13 protein-coding genes and 1 tRNA gene are annotated in these 18,815 nt (G+C 62.9%); 6 read left to right on the forward strand and 8 right to left on the reverse strand.

Annotated elements, in window-relative coordinates; all coding sequences use genetic code 11:
• Positions 1-36 precede the first annotated feature (36 nt).
• Positions 37-1,764: an ArnT family glycosyltransferase gene (locus IE071_RS12435; RefSeq protein WP_189441498.1), complete on the forward strand. Its 1,728-nt coding sequence runs from the start codon at positions 37-39 to the stop codon at positions 1,762-1,764.
• Positions 1,765-1,780: 16 nt separating this feature from the next.
• Positions 1,781-2,107: a hypothetical protein gene (locus tag IE071_RS12440; RefSeq protein WP_189441499.1), complete on the forward strand. Its 327-nt coding sequence runs from the start codon at positions 1,781-1,783 to the stop codon at positions 2,105-2,107.
• A 12-nt stretch (positions 2,108-2,119) separates the two neighbouring features.
• On the opposite strand, the gene IE071_RS12445 is transcribed toward IE071_RS12440, so the two are convergent.
• The gene (locus IE071_RS12445; protein ID WP_189441500.1) at positions 2,120-3,013 is read right to left on the reverse strand and encodes an LpxL/LpxP family acyltransferase; all 894 of its coding nucleotides are present in this window, start codon (positions 3,011-3,013) and stop codon (positions 2,120-2,122) included.
• A gap of 113 nt (positions 3,014-3,126) precedes the next feature.
• Here IE071_RS12445 and dtd point away from each other — a divergent pair, with 113 nt between their 5' ends.
• Together dtd and rpoD are read left to right on the forward strand one after the other, a co-directional pair.
• Positions 3,127-3,567 (forward strand): D-aminoacyl-tRNA deacylase, encoded by a 441-nt coding sequence (gene dtd / locus IE071_RS12450; RefSeq protein ID WP_189441501.1) that lies wholly within the window; start codon positions 3,127-3,129, stop codon positions 3,565-3,567.
• A 169-nt stretch (positions 3,568-3,736) separates the two neighbouring features.
• Positions 3,737-5,620: an RNA polymerase sigma factor RpoD gene (gene rpoD, locus IE071_RS12455; RefSeq protein WP_189441502.1), complete on the forward strand. Its 1,884-nt coding sequence runs from the start codon at positions 3,737-3,739 to the stop codon at positions 5,618-5,620.
• 60 nt (positions 5,621-5,680) lie between these two features.
• Here rpoD and IE071_RS12460 read toward each other — a convergent pair whose 3' ends face one another.
• Positions 5,681-6,052: a SnoaL-like domain-containing protein gene (locus IE071_RS12460; RefSeq protein ID WP_189441503.1), complete on the reverse strand. Its 372-nt coding sequence runs from the start codon at positions 6,050-6,052 to the stop codon at positions 5,681-5,683.
• A gap of 123 nt (positions 6,053-6,175) precedes the next feature.
• On the opposite strand from IE071_RS12460, the gene IE071_RS12465 reads away from it, so the two are divergent.
• Positions 6,176-6,251 (forward strand) — tRNA-Ile (locus IE071_RS12465).
• 244 nt (positions 6,252-6,495) lie between these two features.
• Here IE071_RS12465 and IE071_RS12470 read toward each other — a convergent pair.
• A complete protein-coding gene (locus IE071_RS12470) occupies positions 6,496-6,870 on the reverse strand; it encodes an ABC-three component system protein (protein WP_229792886.1) in 375 nt (124 codons plus the stop codon).
• Positions 6,871-7,101: 231 nt separating this feature from the next.
• Here IE071_RS12470 and IE071_RS12475 point away from each other — a divergent pair, with 231 nt between their 5' ends.
• The gene (locus IE071_RS12475; RefSeq protein ID WP_189441504.1) at positions 7,102-9,438 is read left to right on the forward strand and encodes an FG-GAP-like repeat-containing protein; all 2,337 of its coding nucleotides are present in this window, start codon (positions 7,102-7,104) and stop codon (positions 9,436-9,438) included.
• 374 nt (positions 9,439-9,812) lie between these two features.
• On the opposite strand, the gene IE071_RS12480 is transcribed toward IE071_RS12475, so the two are convergent.
• From IE071_RS12480 to IE071_RS12500, 5 genes are all read right to left on the reverse strand, one after another.
• A complete protein-coding gene (locus IE071_RS12480) occupies positions 9,813-11,141 on the reverse strand; it encodes an alkaline phosphatase family protein (RefSeq protein ID WP_189441505.1) in 1,329 nt (442 codons plus the stop codon).
• Positions 11,142-11,269: 128 nt separating this feature from the next.
• The gene (locus tag IE071_RS12485) at positions 11,270-12,826 is read right to left on the reverse strand and encodes a glycoside hydrolase family 30 protein (RefSeq protein WP_189441506.1); all 1,557 of its coding nucleotides are present in this window, start codon (positions 12,824-12,826) and stop codon (positions 11,270-11,272) included.
• 53 nt (positions 12,827-12,879) lie between these two features.
• Entirely contained in the window at positions 12,880-15,495 is a 2,616-nt protein-coding gene (locus tag IE071_RS12490; RefSeq protein ID WP_229792887.1) for a glycoside hydrolase family 3 protein, read from the reverse strand.
• Between the two features lie 272 nt (positions 15,496-15,767).
• Positions 15,768-16,640 carry an alpha/beta hydrolase gene (locus IE071_RS12495; protein WP_229792888.1) on the reverse strand — a complete coding sequence of 291 codons (873 nt, stop codon included), beginning with the start codon at positions 16,638-16,640 and terminating at the stop codon, positions 15,768-15,770.
• Between the two features lie 61 nt (positions 16,641-16,701).
• Positions 16,702-18,717, reverse strand: coding sequence for a S1 family peptidase (locus IE071_RS12500; RefSeq protein ID WP_229792889.1), 2,016 nt, complete (start codon positions 18,715-18,717; stop codon positions 16,702-16,704).
• Positions 18,718-18,815: the final 98 nt, after the last annotated feature.

Raw genomic sequence — 18,815 nt, forward strand, 5'->3', positions numbered from 1 at the left:
GCTAGAATCACTCATCCGCCCGCCAAGAGTCCGCCCGTGTCATCGAGCCCCTATAGCCGTACCGAACAACTGCGCGCCGTATGGCCCTGGTTGCCGCTGTGGACCGTGGTGGCGCTGCTGGCGATCTTTTCGCACGGGCCGATGCCACTGTATTCCACCCGCACGCTGGCGGTGGCCTGGGAGATGTGGAGCCAGGGTCACTGGCTGGTACCGCACATCAACGGCCAACCGTACAGCGAAAAAGCGCCTTTGCTGTTCTGGCTGATCCAGGCAGGCTGGTTCGTGTTCGGCGTTGACGATATCTGGCCGCGCGTACTCGAGGTGCTGATCGGCGGCGCGCAACTGGTGCTGATCTCGCTGCTGGCGCGGCGGCTGTTCGCGAGCCGGCCGTGGATGGCCAAGGCGACACCGTGGATGCTGCTGGCCTTCGCCTATGCGTTCCTGTTCGGCCTGCAGATCATGTACGACGTGCTGCTGGCGACATGGACGCTGGCCGCGCTGCTGTGCCTGACCCCGAAGCCGCAACGGGCCGAACCGCGCTGGCTGCTGTTCGGCCTGTGCATCGGCCTGGGTCTGCTGACCAAGGGCCCAGTGATGTTGCTGCACGTGATCTTCCCGTGGCTGCTCGGTCCGCTGTGGAACGACTGGGCGCGCCAGCATCGCGCGCGCTGGTATGGCCGCGGCGTCTTGGCGCTGCTGCTCGGTGGCGCGATGCTGCTGGCATGGGCGCTGCCGGCCGGGTTCTCCGGTGGCGAGGCGTACCGGCAACGGCTGTTCTTCACCCAGACCGCGGGCCGCGTGGTCGACAAATTGTCCGCCGGCAAGGATCTGCAGAACCATGCCGAACCATTCTGGTTCTACCTGCTGTGGTTGCCACTGCTGCTGTTTCCCTTTAGTGGCTGGCCGCGCGTCTGGGTGGCCGTCGCCGGCTTGCGACGGCCGCTGGAGCCGGGTTTGCGTTTTGCGCTGTGCTGGCTGATCCCCGGCTTCATCGTGTTCTCGCTGATCAGCGGCAAGCAGTTGTATTACCCGCTGCCGGAATTCGGCGGCATCGCACTGCTGATGGCCGGCGCGATCGCCGTATTGCGCGAACGCCAGCCGGCGCTGGCCGGCAACAGCTGGTTCGGCACCTGGCCGCTGGGCGTGGGCGGCATCGTGTTTGCGATCCTGCTGTTCGCGCTGCCGTTGCTGGTCGACGCGAATTATCTGCATGGCGAATGGCCCGTTGCGGCGGCGCCGTACAGCCGCTATTTCAGCGTGGTCTTCCTGCTGATCGGTGGCCTGCTGTTGTTGCGTGGTCGTGGCGAACTGCGCCGACTGGCGGTGGCTGGATTGGTCGGCGTACTCGCCCTCAATACCTTGTTCACCCTGACCCTGTGGACACGCTGGGACTTGCGTCCCACCGCGCACCTGCTCGGCGCCACCGAACGGGCGAACCATCCGATCGCGTTTCTGGGCAATTACGAAGGTCAATTCCACTTCGAGGGCCGGTTGACACGCCCGATCGCGGAGCTGTTCGGCGATCAGGCCGTGCAGGATTTTGCCCGGACCCACCCGGACGGCGTGATCGTGACGCACCCGGGGAAACTCGACGCGAACGATCTGCGCTACGCGATGCTGGTGCAGCCGTTCCGTTCGTCGTGGCTGGTGGTCTGGTCGGCCGTTTCGTTGGCCGACCTGTCGGCTGGCCACACCCCGCCGGAGCCAGCCCAGCCTACCCAAGTCTATCCCATCGACGACCGGCGCTATCACGCGCAGCCATGAATGCCGGCGCGCAGCCATGAATACGGGATTGATCGCCAGCCTGCGTCAGCAGTGCGGCGGTCCGCGCGATGGCGCGCTGCTGCGCTTCTCGCTGGGCAATGCGCTGCTCGCTGACGGAGACGCCCTTGCGGCGATCGATGAACTGCGCCACGCCGTCGCCTTCGATCCGACCTATTCGGCCGCCTGGAAACTGCTGGGCAAGGCCTGCCTCGACGCCGGTCAGACCCAGGCCGCCGCCGAAGCCTGGCGCAACGGTATCGCCGCCGCCGCACAACGCGGCGACAAGCAGGCCGAAAAGGAAATGGGCGTATTCCTGCGCCGGCTGGAAAAGACCGCGCCGTAGCGGAGTGCCGGACTAGCCCTGCTCGCGATCGTACGGACTGATCAGGCCATCGGCCGAATAGCGCTTGTACTGCCACTGGTACTGCGCAAACGCCAGCTCGACACAGTTCTGCACGCCCTGATTGAGCGCGCAGCAGGCGATGCCAAGATCGGCATCCGCCAACCCCGGCGCTGCCGGCAGCAGATGGATGCGATAACCCGCCCCACGCGGCAACCGTTCGGCAAATGCAAACAGCACGGTGGCGCCGGTGCGCGCGGCCAGCCGCGGCAGCAGCACCATGGTCAGCGCCTGGCGACCGAAGAACGGCGCGAACTGGCCCTCGCCGGCACGCGGCTTCTGGTCCGGCAAAATGCCGACCGTGCCGCCCGCGGCCAGCCGCTTGTACAAGGTACGCACACCGGCACCATCGGCACGTACCTGCTCCGGCGCCAAGGCGCCGCGCACCTTGCGTAGCAGACCCTCGATCGCGGCGATCCGCGGCGGCCGGTACAGGATCGCCATCGGCGTCCTGCGGCATAACCAGTAATTCAGCAATTCCCAGCAACCCAAGTGCGGCGCGGCAATGATCACGCCTTTGCCCGTGGCGAGCGCGGCATCCAGCAAGGCCGCACCGCGCACCTCGCGCACCAGTTCCAGCGCACGCTCGGCACCCGCACCCCAGACCTTGACGATCTCGCTGGCCGACTTGCCGCTCTCGACCATTACCTCATGCAGCAGCGCCGCCTGCCCTGCATCGTCCAGCGACGGCTGTGCGATGCGCAGATTCACCGCCGTGTTGTGCACCATCCGACCGCGCCGCCACAGCAGCAGCCGGCCCAGCCCGCCGCCGATACCGTGCAGCACACGTAGCGGCAGCAGCGCCAGCAGACGCAGCAGGAGATAAAGGAGATACATGTCGGCTCGCATCCCTGCAGTTTACGGGAGCCGACCGCAGACACCGAGGCCGCCTCGCCGACCAGCCATCTTTCGCCACTGTCGACAGCGCCGTAAGCTAGTCGCCTCGCCTCCGCCGTGCCGCCATGATTGCCCTGATTCAGCGCGTAGTGTCAGCCAGTGTCAGTGTCGGTGACGAAACCGTCGGCGCGATCGGCCCCGGCCTGCTGGCCCTGGTCGCGGTACAGCCGGACGACGGCGAAGCGCAGACCAAGCGCATGCTGGAACGCCTGCTCGGCTATCGCGTGTTCGCCGACGGCCACGGCAAGATGAATCGTTCGCTCACCGACACCGGCGGCGGCCTGCTGCTGGTCAGCCAGTTCACCCTCGCCGCCGACACCCGCTCCGGCATGCGCCCCAGCTTCACCAGTGCAGCGACGCCGGAACACGGCCGACGCTGGTTCGACCGCCTGCTGGAACTGGCACGCGTCACGCATCCGGGGGTGGAAACCGGGCGCTTCGGTGCCCATATGGTGATCCAGCTGGTGAACGACGGACCGGTAACTTTCTGGCTCGACACCGGTTGAGCAGGCACAGCCGGACCGTGCGTAGCCAGCAATCAGCAAAAACATTGCAAGGTCGTGATCTGGCGCGATTTTTGCGTGTCTCGTTGAAACCTTTTTCCACTTGAAAACTGGTCAAAAAAGCAGCACATCGCTATAATGTCCGGTTCTTGAACCCCGCGGCGGTCGGTTAATGAATAGCAAAGCTCCCCACGAGCAACAGTCTGAAATCAAGGCGCTCATCTCCAAAGGTCTGGAGCAGGGCTACCTGACGTACGCCGAAATCAACGACCACCTGCCCGACGACATCGTCGATCCGGAGCAGATCGAAGACATCATGGCGGTGCTCAAGGGCGTCGGCATCGAAGTGCACGACGCGGCACCCGACACCGACACCATCGCCGACGGCGCAGCTCCAGGCAGCACCTCCGGTGATGACGATGCCGCCGCCGAAGAAGCCGTGGCGTTGCTGTCCGCCGTCGACGCCGAAGTCGGCCGCACCACCGACCCGGTGCGCATGTACATGCGCGAGATGGGCACCGTCGAGCTGCTCACCCGCGAAGGCGAAATTGCCATTGCCAAGCGCATCGAGGAAGGCCTCGGCCAGGTGCAGACCGCGCTGGCCAGCTTCCCGCTGACGATCGAACTGCTGCTGGAGGAATACGACCAGCACCTGGACGGCAAGCGCCGTCTCAGCGAAATCCTGGCCGGCTTCCTCGATCTGGAAGAAGCCGCCGACCTCGCCCGCAAGGAAAAGGAAGCCGCCGCCCTGCTGCTGCCGGAACCGGATCCGAACGACGAGACCGAAGCCGACGACGACGAGACCGCGACCGAGGACGAGGAAGAAGCCGGCCCGACCGGTCCCGACCCGGAAGAGGTCAAGCGCCGCATGGAGCTGCTGCGCGACTACTACGGCAAGTTCCAGAAGGCCGCGCCGAAAGCCGCCAGCATTCTCGACAAGAAGATCGTCAAGCTGCGCGACCAGATGGCCGAGGAATTCCTCAAGCTCAAGCTGCCGTCCGCGCTGATCGACGGCTTCGTGCGCAAGCTGCGTGAAGTGGTCAACGACATCCGTCACCACGAGCGCGTGCTGATGGACATCTTCGTCAAGCAGGTGAAGATGCCCAAGGCCGAGTTCATCAAGACCTTCCCCAGCAACGAGGGCAACCTCGAGTGGGCGGCCGAACTGGGTCGCAAGCGCCAGAAGTGGTCGCCGAACATCAAGACCCACCGCGAGGCGATCGACGCCGAGCAGGAGAAGCTCGCCACCATCGAGCGCAAGCTGTTCCTGCCGCTGATCGACATCAAGGACATCAACCGCGCCATGGCCAGTGGCGAGGCGAAGGCCCGTCGCGCCAAGAAGGAAATGGTCGAGGCGAACCTGCGCCTGGTGATCTCGATCGCCAAGAAGTACACCAACCGCGGCCTGCAGTTCCTCGACCTGATCCAGGAAGGCAACATCGGCCTGATGAAGGCGGTCGACAAGTTCGAATACCGTCGCGGTTACAAGTTCTCGACCTACGCCACCTGGTGGATCCGCCAGGCGATCACCCGCTCGATCGCCGACCAGGCGCGCACCATCCGCATCCCGGTGCACATGATCGAGACGATCAACAAGCTCAACCGCATTTCCCGCCAGATGCTCCAGCAGTTCGGCCGCGAGGCCACGCCGGAAGAACTGGCCAAGGAAATGGAGATGCCCGAGGACAAGATCCGCAAGGTCTTGAAGATCGCCAAGGAACCGATCTCGATGGAGACCCCGATCGGCGACGACGAGGACTCGCATCTGGGCGATTTCATCGAGGACGGCAACGCCAGCTCGCCGATCGACTCGGCCACCGAGACCGGCTTGATGGAAACCGTGCGCGACGTGCTCGCCGGGTTGACCCCGCGCGAGGCCAAGGTGCTGCGCATGCGCTTCGGCATCGACATGAACACCGATCACACGCTGGAAGAAGTCGGCAAGCAGTTCGATGTCACCCGCGAGCGCATCCGCCAGATCGAGGCGAAGGCGCTGCGCAAGCTGCGTCACCCGAGCCGTTCGGAACAGCTGCGCTCGTTCCTCGACGTGGAGTAAGCCTCACTGGCGCCATAACGAAGAAGCCCCGCACATGCGGGGCTTCTTCGTTTCAGGGGTTCAGCCGACGTCGTAGAAGAACTGCTCGCGCACGATCTTGCCGCCATGCACGCGGTACACGCAGATCTCGCTCATGTTCACCCGGCCACGCCCCTTCATGGTCACGTCCATCGCCATCGCGATGCTGAACCAGTTCTCAGCGATCACCGGCTCGCTCACGTTGCCGCCATGCACGGCCTCGATCATCGAACCGAACTGTCGTCCCTTCTCGTAAATCGCCGCCAGTCCCTGCACGCTGCCCAACGCGCCCGGCGGCAAACCGTCCGGCTCGATACTCGCCGCATCCTCGGCATACAGCTCGCGCTGCGCGTCTTCGTATTTGCCTTCGCGACACAGTTCAACCAGTCGCTTGGCGATCGCCTCGGTCTTCATGCGCACTCTCCGATCTGAAGGGAACGTCAAACGTACCCCGGGACGTGATCACGTACAGTGAAGACATCGACGCGTCATCCTCGTGCGCAATGTGCTCTCTACGGTAAACTTCCGCCCTTGCGCGGGCCTATAGCTCAATGGTTAGAGCAGAGGACTCATAATCCTTTGGTTCGAGGTTCGAGTCCTCGTGGGCCCACCACACATTCGTCCAATGGTGTCCGGCCAAGTCCGAGATATCCAAGAAACCCCGCGCAATGCGGGGTTTCTTGTCTTCAATTATCCGAACGCATCCAATTGCATCCGGCTTGAACGTGAGTCAGGCTGTGAATCATTGAGACACATTCGGCCCTACCTGACTCACAATCCACTGACTCACACCAGGGATTTCCACATGTTGCCGGCCTCAAGAGGGCCATTAAACATGATGGGCTTTCGTTCTTGACTCATGATCGTGTCCAGCGCAGGTGATCCTCGTTCACAAGCTGGTGGCAGATGCCATCACGGTCTTTCGGCTTGGCGCAGGTGATCAAGGCGTTCGCTGTGATCTGCACTTCGCGGGCGGCCTTGGTGACGGCGTAGACCTTCTCGAAGCCATCAGTGTGGTTAGAGTCATGCGAGTCAACGACTCCGTCGTAGATGTCATCTTGCAAGGACTCGAACGTGCCGGATGGCACGGAATCGCGGGCGAAGACACGAAGTGATTCCGCTTCGTAGAATGCTTCGCGCTGGCGACGGAAGTGTTCCTTGAGCTTCGGCTGCGGTAGCGCGTACGGATCACCATCAGTTCCCCATCGACCGCAACAATAAACACCATCCACGCAAGCTGGCCAAACTATGCTTTCAGCAACATATGTGCGCGATCTCACATAAGCTTGGCCACATAAGGGAACCCGGTCGGCCGCCAGACGCTCACTTGGGAGCTCGCCGCACTACTCAACATCGTGACTAGAGGCTAGTATCTTCGGTGGCTTAGTCGCGGGATGCCGGAGCGACAAGCGGTGTTGGAGGGATACCTTCGGCAAAGGGATTTAGGGGGGAAAATGCATCGCTTGATCGCTACCGTCTTCACGGCGGCCATGGCACTGTGCGTCAGTGCGGCATGGGCAGATGGGACTTTCATCGCGGCACCCAACCGCACCGATATGGTCATCGACACCGCGCGGCAGATGATCTACATAGCCAACGGCACAAAGGTGCTTCGCTATGACCTCAGTTGCGACTGCCAGGCGACACCCATCACCCTCGGTGGTGCACTCAAGGGCATGGACCTGTCGCCCGACGGGAACACTCTGGCGGTTGCTGACGAGACCAACGATGGCACGTATGCGTGGGTTCACCTCGTCAATCTGAATACGCTCGGTGACAACAAGGTTACGGTTCCCCTAGTTTCGACCAATGGATACCTCGAAGAAGTCGGAACCTTTTCCGTGGCCTATGCGTACGACGGCACGCTCCTGACGACGTCCCAATTTCCCGGTTCGGGCTGGGTGCCGTTGCGCAAGCTGGATCCTGCAACCAACACATGGACCGTGCTGGCCTCGGTGATGCAGGACACCATGCTCGCCCCCAGTGCCAACCGAAAGGTTATCGGCTTCGCCGAATCGAATATTTCCGATGGGAGATGGGGTGTGTATTACGCCGATACCGGCGTAATTGTTCGCCGTCAGTTGTACACGGACGGAACGTCCTGGTTCAACTACGAAATGGCCACGAATCCCGACGGATCGCAATTCGCGATCCCGACATATGGCGGCACGTTCGTCTACGACAGCAACTATCAGAAAGTTGCCACGCTGGGCACTTATGCCGGCGCGCAGCCGATCGGTGGCACCTATGACCCCGTCCATCCACTTCTGTATCTGCCCTGGACGACCACGAGCGAGGTGCGCATCTACGACACGACCACGCTGACCCAGGTCGGCAGTTATGACGTTGGTGACGTATTCAACAACGTGGGCAATATGGCTTTCGTGCAGGGCCGCACCAGGATGGCGAACGACGGTTCGATTCTGGCCGTCTCGGTGACCGGTGGAGTCCAATACATCAATCTATACGCACCCGTCCAGGCGAATCCCGTCAATGAGACCAGCGATGGTGGCCGTGTGGTCATTCGCCTTCCGGCCAGCATCGGCAACGGGCGACCGATGGCGTTCAACTTCCCCGTTGCGCCTACGCACGGTCAGATGTTCGTGACCAACGGGGTTATGACCTACGTCCCGGACCCCGGTTTTACGGGGACGGACACCTTCAGCTACGCAGCACATTACGGGAACGACTCGGCATCTGCTCCGGTAACGATCACAGTGACTGCCAGTCAAGCGACCTATTCGCCAACGGTCTCATTTGCCACACTTCCGGTACTGAGTCCCTCAACTCCTGTGCCCGGCCGCAGTACGGTGCCTGGAGATTTCAACGGAGACGGCGCGTCAGATCTCCTGTGGTTCAATCCAGGATCGAGCCAGGTGGGTTACTGGACGATGTCTTCATCCGGCGGCAGCCCCCACCGGACGGGTGCGCGTACGTTCCAGGTGACTGCCGGCTACTACGTTGGGGCTTCGGGTGACTTCAATGGCGACGGCTATGCCGATCTCATATTCACCAGCGCCGGGCGCGATCTCTGGCTCTGGACCAACAACACCCAAGGTGGCTTTCAATCCCAATATGTGGGGATCTATCCGTCCGCTTGGCAGCTGATTGGGGCGGGTGACATCAACGGGGACGGGTATGACGACCTGCTATGGCTGGATCCCTCTGATTGCCAGTTTGCCTACTGGTTGATGAAAGGGGCGACGCGGATCGGCTCCAAGGTGTTCAACGTGGCCTGCGGGTATTACCCGGTCGCGGTGGGATACTTCAGCTCAAGCCAGAAGCTCAGCATCTTCTGGACCAGTGCCGCAGGCGATCTCTATCTGTGGGACAGCACTGGAGCTGGATTCCGCAGCTACGACATATCGACCGTATTCGATGGATCGGGTTCTACCGTCCGTCCTGCTCGGACCGCCTGGGCCATCGGTGGCGGCTATGCCGGCAGTGGCATCGGCTTGGAACGCTATGACACGACAACCGGCCAAGGCTACGGCTTCACGCTGCAGCGCTTGTTCGATGCCCAAGGCTCTCAGTCCAGCGTCGCGAAGACTCCAACGTGGAGCGGTGCCACGCCTTTCCTGTCACCAGGCTCGGCTGGCTACCTCGTTCAGGGCCTCGCTACCGGCCTCTACACGTTGAACCCACAGAACAATGTCATCACGACCTTCGGTCCGGTTGCTGGAAGCCCGTCGGCTTCCGGTGCAGCACCGCAACCCGGTGGCAGCAGTTGGACCTACCCGATCGGGTGGTATGTTGTCGGATCGTGGGCCAACGGAGCTGCACCGCTTCCTTGGCGTTGAGTCCATCCAGAATCCAGGATTTGCCCCACGAATCGAGTGCCAATGAACTCAGTCTGCGCGGGAACCGGGGCTACCCGGTTCCCGCGTCGATGGGCGCCAGAACCCGGCAATCCGAATCCCTGCCTGCCGTCCATTACAAACGTGTCCATGGAACTACCCCGTTTCGGGGTGTGGCCGCGGGGACGGGCATGCAAGCTGGAGGCGCTGACGCAGGTCATGCCGCGCCTTGGACTGCCTTACCGGTTTCCATCGATCGCAGTCCCTATTCCCGCATCGGGCTCTAACCGCACATTAGCGACATCCGCCATGGATTGTTCTCGCAATTAAGGCGCGCTCCTGCCACATGCTGAAGTCCTCCCAAAGGCGCCTTACGTCTACTTAGTCGTGCGAGCATGCGGTTCAAGAATTTCCGTCAGCGGCTTGCCCTGGACCGTTCCGAGGGAAAGATGCAGCAGCTGCGCGATCGTCGGCGCGATATCGACATTGGGAAATGCAGGGATCTCGCCCTTGGCCCGAATGCCGAAGCCTGCCGCAATGAAAATGCCCTGCATGAGCGGATCCGAGTTGGGATAGCCGTGGGCCCCGATTTCATTGGTCGGTGTCACGTAGTCTCCCGTGTCGCCCTCCTTGAAGGCGTAGCCGTCTGCGGCGTAGAGCAGCAGGTCCGGTGCTTGATCGCTCTGTGCCGGCGTCGGCCAACCTTCTTTCGCCGCCTCGGCGGGAGTCAGTACCGAGCGGATGCCGGGCGTGCCCGCGAAGAGCGACTTCAATGCCTTGATCGACGCTTTCGTGGCGTGCTGCTGATAGACCAGCGCGAAACCGTCATCCGGCACGCTGAAACTGGGCTGGCTCGCCGAGGCTGCCTGCAGGCCGGCCTGTTTGAGCAGGACATTGGGATGCAAGGTCTGATGAACACTCTGCTGACCGTGGTCGGAGACGATGATGAAGGTGGTGCGATCGAAGTCGCCGGCAGCGCGCACCGCGTCGACGACCTCCTTCACGCGATCATCGAGAAAGGCGATGGTATTGCGCCCCGCGTTGTTGCCGAAGCCTGTCTCGTGCTCGATGCTGTCGAGCGCCAGCAGATGCAGCAACAGCAGGTCGGGGTGATGCTGCTGGATGATGTCGACCGCCGCGCGGGTATACATGCGATCGCGCCATGCCTGCGATGGCACGCCGAAATGCACGAGTTGGTCATCGGTGAGGACCCCCTGCCGCACGAGATCCTGCTCGATGGCGCCGTGGGGATCGGGATGTTCGGCGAATTGCCAGTCGATGCTCGGTGTGCCTTCGATGGCAACCCAGTCCACCTGTGCTGTCGTGAGACCCGCCTTGTGCGCGGCGTCGTAGACGGTAGGGGCAGCGACCAGTCGGGACTTCGGCGCCTTCATGTCGATCCTTGGCAGCATGGCGGTGCGCTGGTCGACGATCAGTCCGTTGACCAGCACGTGATGCCGGCTCGCGTCGACACCGGTGACCATGGCGGTGTGATTGGGCCAGGTGACGGTGGGGTTGATCGGCTGCATGGAAGCCGCATAGGCGCCGCGCTGCATCAACGCATGCAGCGTTGGTGCGGGCAGTTGCGGCTCATGCAGGCTGACCGCAGCGAAGGCATCCAGACTGATCACCACGACCTTCGGCCGCTGCGTGGCGGGCGCGGCCTGTGCGCAAAGCGGAAGTGCGACGCTGCCCGCGAACAGCATCGCCGTGGCGACGACGTTTCGAAGCAAACCGGAGCGTGGGAACATCATGCGATCCTCTCGCTGGAGAAATGACGCTTTCGGAACACCGTATCACTCATTCACGTTGCGATTGCCGAGCGTCCCACTCGTCAGCGGACGCTTTTCAACCAGTCGAGAGCTCGTCGTATCCACACGCTTGCCTGATCCGGATTCCATACGAAAGTCGCCACGCTCTGCGCTGGCAACGTGTATTGGAAACCGGTTCGGTCCTCCCTCACGGAGACGTGGCGTGTACTCGTATTGCTGTTCACCATCACCAGCACGATCGATCCGTCAGCAGCATTCCGGAATGCGACATTCTCGATGCCCTTGTCTGTCTCACTGGATCCCACCCGAACGGCACCGGGCAGCACGAATCGACTGAAGTGGGCGAACGCGTAGTATTCATCGTTGCGGCTCACCTCGCCCGTGCTTGAGTCGATCGTGACCACGCCCTTGCAGGCGTCGCACCCACCGAAATGCGGGCCATGCTTCTCGTCGAGCGCCAGGTTCCAGTACACCACGCCACGTGCCCATTGCCTGAGTCCGGCGAGCAGCAGGTCGCGCGTAAACCAGAGCAACTCGCCGTTTGCGCTTGACGCCCAGTCGCCACCGGAACACTCGGTGATGTAGGCGTCTTTCTTGGGATACGCACGATGCACCTTGCTCTGCGCATACGGGCTGCCGCTGTAGCAGTGCCAGGCCACGCCATCGATATAGCGCGCCGCATCAGGGTCGGCCAGCACGCTCAAGGGTTCTTCCGGCTTGTCCCAGTTGTGGTCCCACTCAAGAAGGTGTGTCTTTGGCTTGCGGTTGGCCAGCGCCGGGCCGAGATACTGTCCGATGAGGCGTGCCCGCGTGGCCGCAGGCACTTCCATGCCCGGGTAGGTCACAGGCACAAAGCCCGGCTCGTTCTGCAAGGTCAGGGCGAAGATGGGGATGCCGTAGCCGCGATAGGTATCGAGGTACTTGACGAGATAGTCCGCGTAGGTGCTTTCGAACTGCGGCAGCAATTCCCCGCCAATCAGGTTTTCGCTGGTCTTCATCCACGCCGGCGCACTCCATGACGACGCGATGATGCGCAACTGTGGATTGACCGACAAGATCTCGCGTACGGCCGGTATCACCTCCAACAGATTGGCGGCGACATTGAAGTGCTGCAAGGCGGGATCGACCTGGCCGAACGGGAGATCATCCAGGGTGTATTGCTGCAGCGAGAAATCCGAGGCGCCGATGGTCAGCCGCATCATGTTCATATTGAGGTTGGGCGGCGGCCCAAACATTTCGAGCAAAAGCGCACTGCGCTGCGCCCCACTCATCCTGTCCTGAAGCAACCATGCCGACGAGTCCGTCAGCGCGGCCCCGAAGCCGACGATGGACTGGTAAGTCTTGCGGGTGTCGATGACCACATCGGCGGGCAGCGACTCGTGGGCGCTCATTTCGATATCGGGCTGCTGCACCAATCGCAATCGGCGATCCGCCGTGCTCAGCCAAAGCTGGACGGTGGGCATGATCGGATGCGCCGGGGCAACTCTGGGCGCTATCGCGCGATGCGGGCGGCGCGATGCATAAAGGAAAGCCAGTGCAAGCAAGGTAATCAAGGCAATGGATGCAATCGCCATCCAGCCGTGGGCACCTTTGCGCTCATCGCCTTTGCGCTCATCCATGCTATACACGAGGCCCATTACCCACGTTGCGGTTCATCGCGACAACCTCACGCTCACGGAGCATCCGGGCTTGCGCATGGCAAGTCGGCGTGCCCAGCCGGCGTACCCGCCATGATTTTCACGTCGGCGAAGGCGGCCGAAAACGGCGGCGAGGCCAGCACACCGAACGGAACATCAACATGCGAGAGGTCGCCACCGTTCTTGATGAAACATGCCAGTGGAATCGACACGGTATGGCGGCTGCCGTTCGCATAGCCGCTGAAGGTGCGCGCAAGATCGACACTGGTCGTGCAGTGGTCGCCACACCCCATGTACACCTTTACCGGCCCTTTGCCGGGCGTGGCGATCACTACATCGAACTGCAAGGCCGCATGGGCGGATACCAGCGGCATCAGGTTTCTTGGTTGAGGACTCCGCGCAAAAAATCGGCCGGCGCCGAGCCAGGTGACGGACTTGGCGTCCTGCTGGGTGTTGACTTGCACGGTGCTCAAACGCAGCACCGGATGGTTTGCCGGCCACTCGATCACCGCGTTCAAGTCGGAGCCGATGTCATGCGCAGGCTGCTCCGGATTCGCATCGGCCAGGTAGAGCGAGAACGGCGGCACGGCCAGCGTGTGGAATACCGACAGCATTGACGCGTTGGCGCACGCGTCGACGCCGGGGTCGGTGGGCAATACGCCTATCACGCTCTTGCTCGGATAGCGCAGTCCATAACCCGGCGCGAACAGCCAGCGCGTCACCTTGGCACTGCTGCCGCCCGCGTCTGGACAGGGCACACCCGGCCACGGCATGGCGAGTGCTCCGCTGAAATTGTAGGAACCCGCGCCGGAATGACCCGCAAACAATACGTCAGCCACGCCCTCGCCTTCGGTGCCGGGCAACCACGCGGCCACGAACGCGTCGGACAGATTGAGCAGATTGTTGACGTAGAGCGGACGCCCCGCCACCAACACGGTAATCACCGGCTTGCGGCTCTTGGCTACCGCCTGCAAGACGGCCAGATCCTCCGGATAGCGGTCGCTATGCCGCAACGTTGCCGACGGCATGATGTCGCCCATGGTCTCCGCATACGGTGTCTCGCCAATCACCGCCACGATGGCATCGAAGGATGTGAGATCGACGCCCTGCGCTGTTTCGCTGTAGGTGACATTCGCCGCACCATCGGCGTGGCGCAGCCCGGCCAGGATCGTGTCGCCGCTGGGAAAGTCGGCATTGCTGTTGCCCGTGCCTTGCCAGGTCGACGACCAGCCACCAGTCTGGTTGGGCAGGCTGTCGGCACTCTTCCCCACCACCAGAATCTTCGCCCCCGGCTTCAACGGCAGCACATTGTGATTGTTCTTCAACAGCACCAGCGATTCGCGCACGGCGCGCCGTGCCAGCGCGCGGCTCTGCAATGCGCCGGCGTCGCCCGCGCCCGCGCGTTGCGAAGGCCGCGTGCCGAACAGACCCATGCGCAATTTGACGCGGACGATCCGGCTGACGGCGTCATCGATGCGCGCCATCGGGATCTGGCCATCTTCGACCTGACTCGTGGTATTCGCGATGAAGGCCTTCCAGTCATCGGGCACCATCACCATGTCGATGCCGGCATTGATCGCCTGCGGGCAACTGGCATTGGTGCAACCCGGCAACTGGCCGATCGCATTCCAGTCGGAAACGACGAAGCCATCGAAGCCCATCTTGTCCTTCAGCGCACCTGTCAACAGGGCACGCGCACCCGACATCTTTCCGTAGTTGACGCCTTCGGCCACATCATCCCAACTGCTGTAGGACGCCATCACGCTCTGCACGCCGGCTTCGAGCGCGCCGAAGTAACCCGAGCCATGCACGTTGATCATGTCGCCCAAGCTGACCTTGGCGTTGCCCTGGTCGGTTCCGTTCTGGGTCGCGCCGTCGCCGATGAAATGCTTGGCGGTCGCCATCACGTTGTGGTCGCCAAAGCTGCCCTGCAGCCCCGCGACATAGGCGCGCGCATACGCGCGTACCAGCGGACCGTCGGTGGAAAAACTTTCGTAGCTGCGGCCCCAGCGGGCATTCTGTGCCACAGCGAGGGTCGGCGCGAACGCCCATTCGACGCCGGTGGCGCGTACCGCCTTGGCAGTTGCTGCGCCAATCTCCTCGATCAAGGCCGGGTCGTGCGCCGCACCCAGGCCGATGTTGTGCGGGAACAGTGTGGCACCGAAGACGTTGTTGTCCCCATGCACGGCGTCGATGCCCCAGATGATCGGCAGCTTGATCGTCGCGTCGGTCGCCATCGACGCATCGTAGTAACGGTCGGACAGCGCGAGCCAATCCGCGATCCCGGCGTGCTTGTTGCCACCCGGCCAGGAGCCGCCGCCATTGAGTACCGAGCCAATATAGAATTTCGTCACCTCGGCCGGCGTGATCGACTTGATCTCGGCCTGGGTCATCTGACCGATCTTCTGGGCGAGGCTCATGCTCGCCACGATCTTCCGCACGCGGGCTTCCAGCGCAGGATCGGCGGCCAGTCGGCTGCGGATCGCCGGCCAGTCCGTGTAGTGGGTTGGCTCCGGCACGCGCTGACTGAGCGGTTGTGCCACCGACGCATGCGGGTCTTTTGCGGTGGCCGCGTCGGCCGCGTGTACGCTGCCTGCGCAGGCCATCGCCAAAACGAGATGCAACAACCGCCAGCTTCGGGTACGGACCATGGGGAGCCTCGTTTGTCTGGAGCATTCGCCTGACACTTTACAGGCGTCGGGTTTGCGCCGAGGCACGCGGACTGCGCAGACACTCACATTTCTGCAGCGCACTCACGTCTGCAGCGCATTGCTACTGCGGCACAAGCCCGGACGGAGCTGAAGCGCACGCCTGACGCCGTGGTACTGCGCCTCGTTGGCTACACAACCCGGCAGCAGCTCGGTGCGCCCCAGGGATCGTATTCCAGCGTGCGGATGAGCGGCACGTCATCGATGACCATGATTCACACGCGCCGGCCCAGCCAGTCGGCCAGCTGCATCAGCACCTGGCTGCGCCCCGGCTCGGCTTCGTTGAACAGCTCGTGATACAGCGTCGAGAAAAAGCGTGTGGTCAGCTGCCCGCTCGACGCGGCCTTTCTTGCGAACGCACGACTGCCGGACGGATCGACCAGCTCGTCGCTGTCGGCGACCAGCAGCAAGGTCGGCAGCGCCAGGCTGGCGGCATCGGCGATGCACGTCGCGCCATCGCGGAAGATGAAGTCGGCCAACCGCGGCGTGATCCAGCTATGCCGCAACGGATCGCTGCGATAGCCCGCCGCCACTTGCGGATCGTGCGAGAGCTTGTCGGCATCCAGCCCGTTGCGCAGCGGTAGGTTTGGCGCGACACGGCTCAGCACCCGCGCCAGTTTGACCAGCCACGGTGATTCCCAGCTGCGCAGCGCCGGCGACGACAGCAGCAGTGCCGGTGGCGTGATACGGCCGTCCAGCACCGCGCGCGCCGCCACCAGACCGCCCATGCTGTGGCCGAGCAGCAACGGTACGTGCGGCAGTCCGTTGCTATAGTCGTTGTAGACGCTGGCCAGATCCTCCAGCAAATCGTCGCCATGGCGCAGCGCGCCGCGCTGGCCCGGGGTCTGCCCGTGACCGCGCTGGTCGTAACTGCGCACCGCATAGCCGCGCTGGTTGAACCATTGCGCCAGCCGTTGGTAACGTCCGCTGTGTTCACCCAGCCCATGCACGATCAGCACCGCGCCACGCGCCTGCGGCAACGGCCAGTCACGCAGGAACAGGCGCTGGCCATCGGCCAGCGTCAGCCATGCCGCAGCACCGTCTTCCGTCACGCCATGCCGTGCTGCCGGTTGCGCCTGTACTTCCACCCGTATCTCCTCTGCCGCACTTGCCCGTTACCCAACACCATCATCGTGATCCGCGACAGCCTCAGTGCTCGTCGACGCGAACACCCTTCATGAGCAGATCGAGCTTGCTCTTCATGGCCGCCTGGGAATGCGCACCTTCGGCGTAGTGATAGACCGTGTAAAGCGTGGATGGCTGCTTCGCATCTGCCGGCGTGCCGACGACGCTGGTGATCTTCATCACGTCATTTTCGCTGCGCGCCACGCCGTCGAACGGACGCTGGCGATTGACGATCTTGTTCCAGTCGCTCTTGAAGCTGTCGTCGAGATCGTCGGAGGGAGCGGTCGTGCGCGACAGATTGACCCAGTACTGATCATGCGCACTGGCCGCCAGCCACACATCGCCCACATCCCACACCACGTTGCCATGGTCGGTGAAGTAGCTGAAGCCCAGGGTCAGCATGCTGGTCGGCTCGATCTTCTGCAGCTCCGGAGTGAATGCAAGGTGCACCCGCTTCGATGCGTAGCTGAAGCGGTGGCCGTAGTCGATGTCGATCTTGATGTCCTTGAATGCCACCGGCAGCAAGGCGGGGTTCTTCAGGAACTCCTGCCACTGCGCCAGCGTGCCGTCGTAGGTGACAAAGAAGAAATCGGTGAGTGCCTGCAGGTTGATCAGATAGTCGTGCTGCTGGCTTGCCCCGGCAATCCGCATCAGCACCACGTAACCGTCCGGCACCGGCAGCGCGAACGTCATCACCAGCGCATTCTCGGCCGGCAACGGCCATACCCGCACCTGCCAGCGGCGCTGCCAGGCATCCGTGTACAGCGTATCCTGGCTCGGCTTGCCCAGCGAGGTGATCCTGACTTTCTCGGGTCCGATCGTGCGGGTCAGGAAACCGACCTTCGCCAGCATGTCCATCATTCGGGACGGATCGCCATACAGCTGTGCCGATGTGACGTTGTCGGGTTTGCGGATATGGAACAGCAGATTGCGCCCGACCACGCCGGGGGTCACGTAGCCGTTGTTGGGCAGCGTGGTGTTGCCTCCGGCCTTTTTCGCCAGACTCCAGGTGCCATCGTTGTCACGCGTGATCAAGGCCGGAAAATCGTCCATCGACGGCATGCTGTGCAGCAGCTGGTTGGAGCCGGCACCGCGCGGAAACAGCTTGTCCGGCTCCTTCGCCAGCAAGGCCTTGAGCTGCACATCGACATAGGCGTTGAAGCGTTGCTGGAACGCGGCGCTGAAATCGGCAAAGCTCAACGGCAGCGCGAACTGCGTCTTCAGCGTGTTGCTCAGGACCGTGTCGAACACGTCGAACTGATACGGAACACGCTGGTCGATCACGGCCAGATGATCCGGCGCATTCAGGATCATGCCGATCGGCAAGGCGTAATTGAGATTCTCGTTCGCCGATTTCATCAGCACGATGCCGATCAGCTTGCCGTCCTTGTCCAGCAGCGGGCCGCCGCTGTTACCGGGCGACGCGGCAGCCGAGAAGCGCATCCACTTCCAGCGGCCGTCCTGGTCTTCCGGCGTGTCGGAGGTGTACAGGCCGTCGCGAATCACCACGCCGGTGCCCAGCGCATTGCCGACGGCGTACACCACTTCGTTCAAGGCCGGCTTGGTGTTGACCTCCAGCGCGGCCGCCGCGGCGGGTTGCTCGGCCAGCGTGAACACCACGAAATCCTGCTGCAGCGAATACTTCTCGATCTTGCCGATCGCATACACGTGACCGCCGGCATCGCGCAGCGCCGGCTCGCCCCACAGGCTGTCGATGCCGACCTGCAACACATGCGCCGCCGTGACATAGCGATTGTTGCCCAGCGCGAACGCGGTGCCGATCGAGTAGTACTTGTCGTTGCGCTCCTGGTACGGCAGCAGCTCCAGCGGCAGCGGCTTCTCGTAGGTCAGCGGATCGTTGACCGGCTTGGCCGCCACCACCTCGAACGTGGCCGCCTGGATCTTCGGCAGCACCGCTGGATCGAGGCTGGCGGCATGCGCGGTGACGCCGCACAGACCGATAAGGGCAAGCAGGGCCAACCGGCGGAAAGCCGAACGCATGGTGCCGGTCTTGCGCAGAATCACTTCCAGGTCGTGCATGAGAGTCCTTCGCATGAAGGCCGCCGCCGGATTCCCCCACGGGGCCCCTGACCTGCGTCGGCCGAGCGTGAATATTGACATGCCGCAACGGCGCTTGC

The sequence above is a fragment of the Rhodanobacter panaciterrae genome, assembly GCF_014651895.1.
Classification (GTDB): Bacteria; Pseudomonadota; Gammaproteobacteria; order Xanthomonadales; family Rhodanobacteraceae; genus Rhodanobacter; species Rhodanobacter panaciterrae.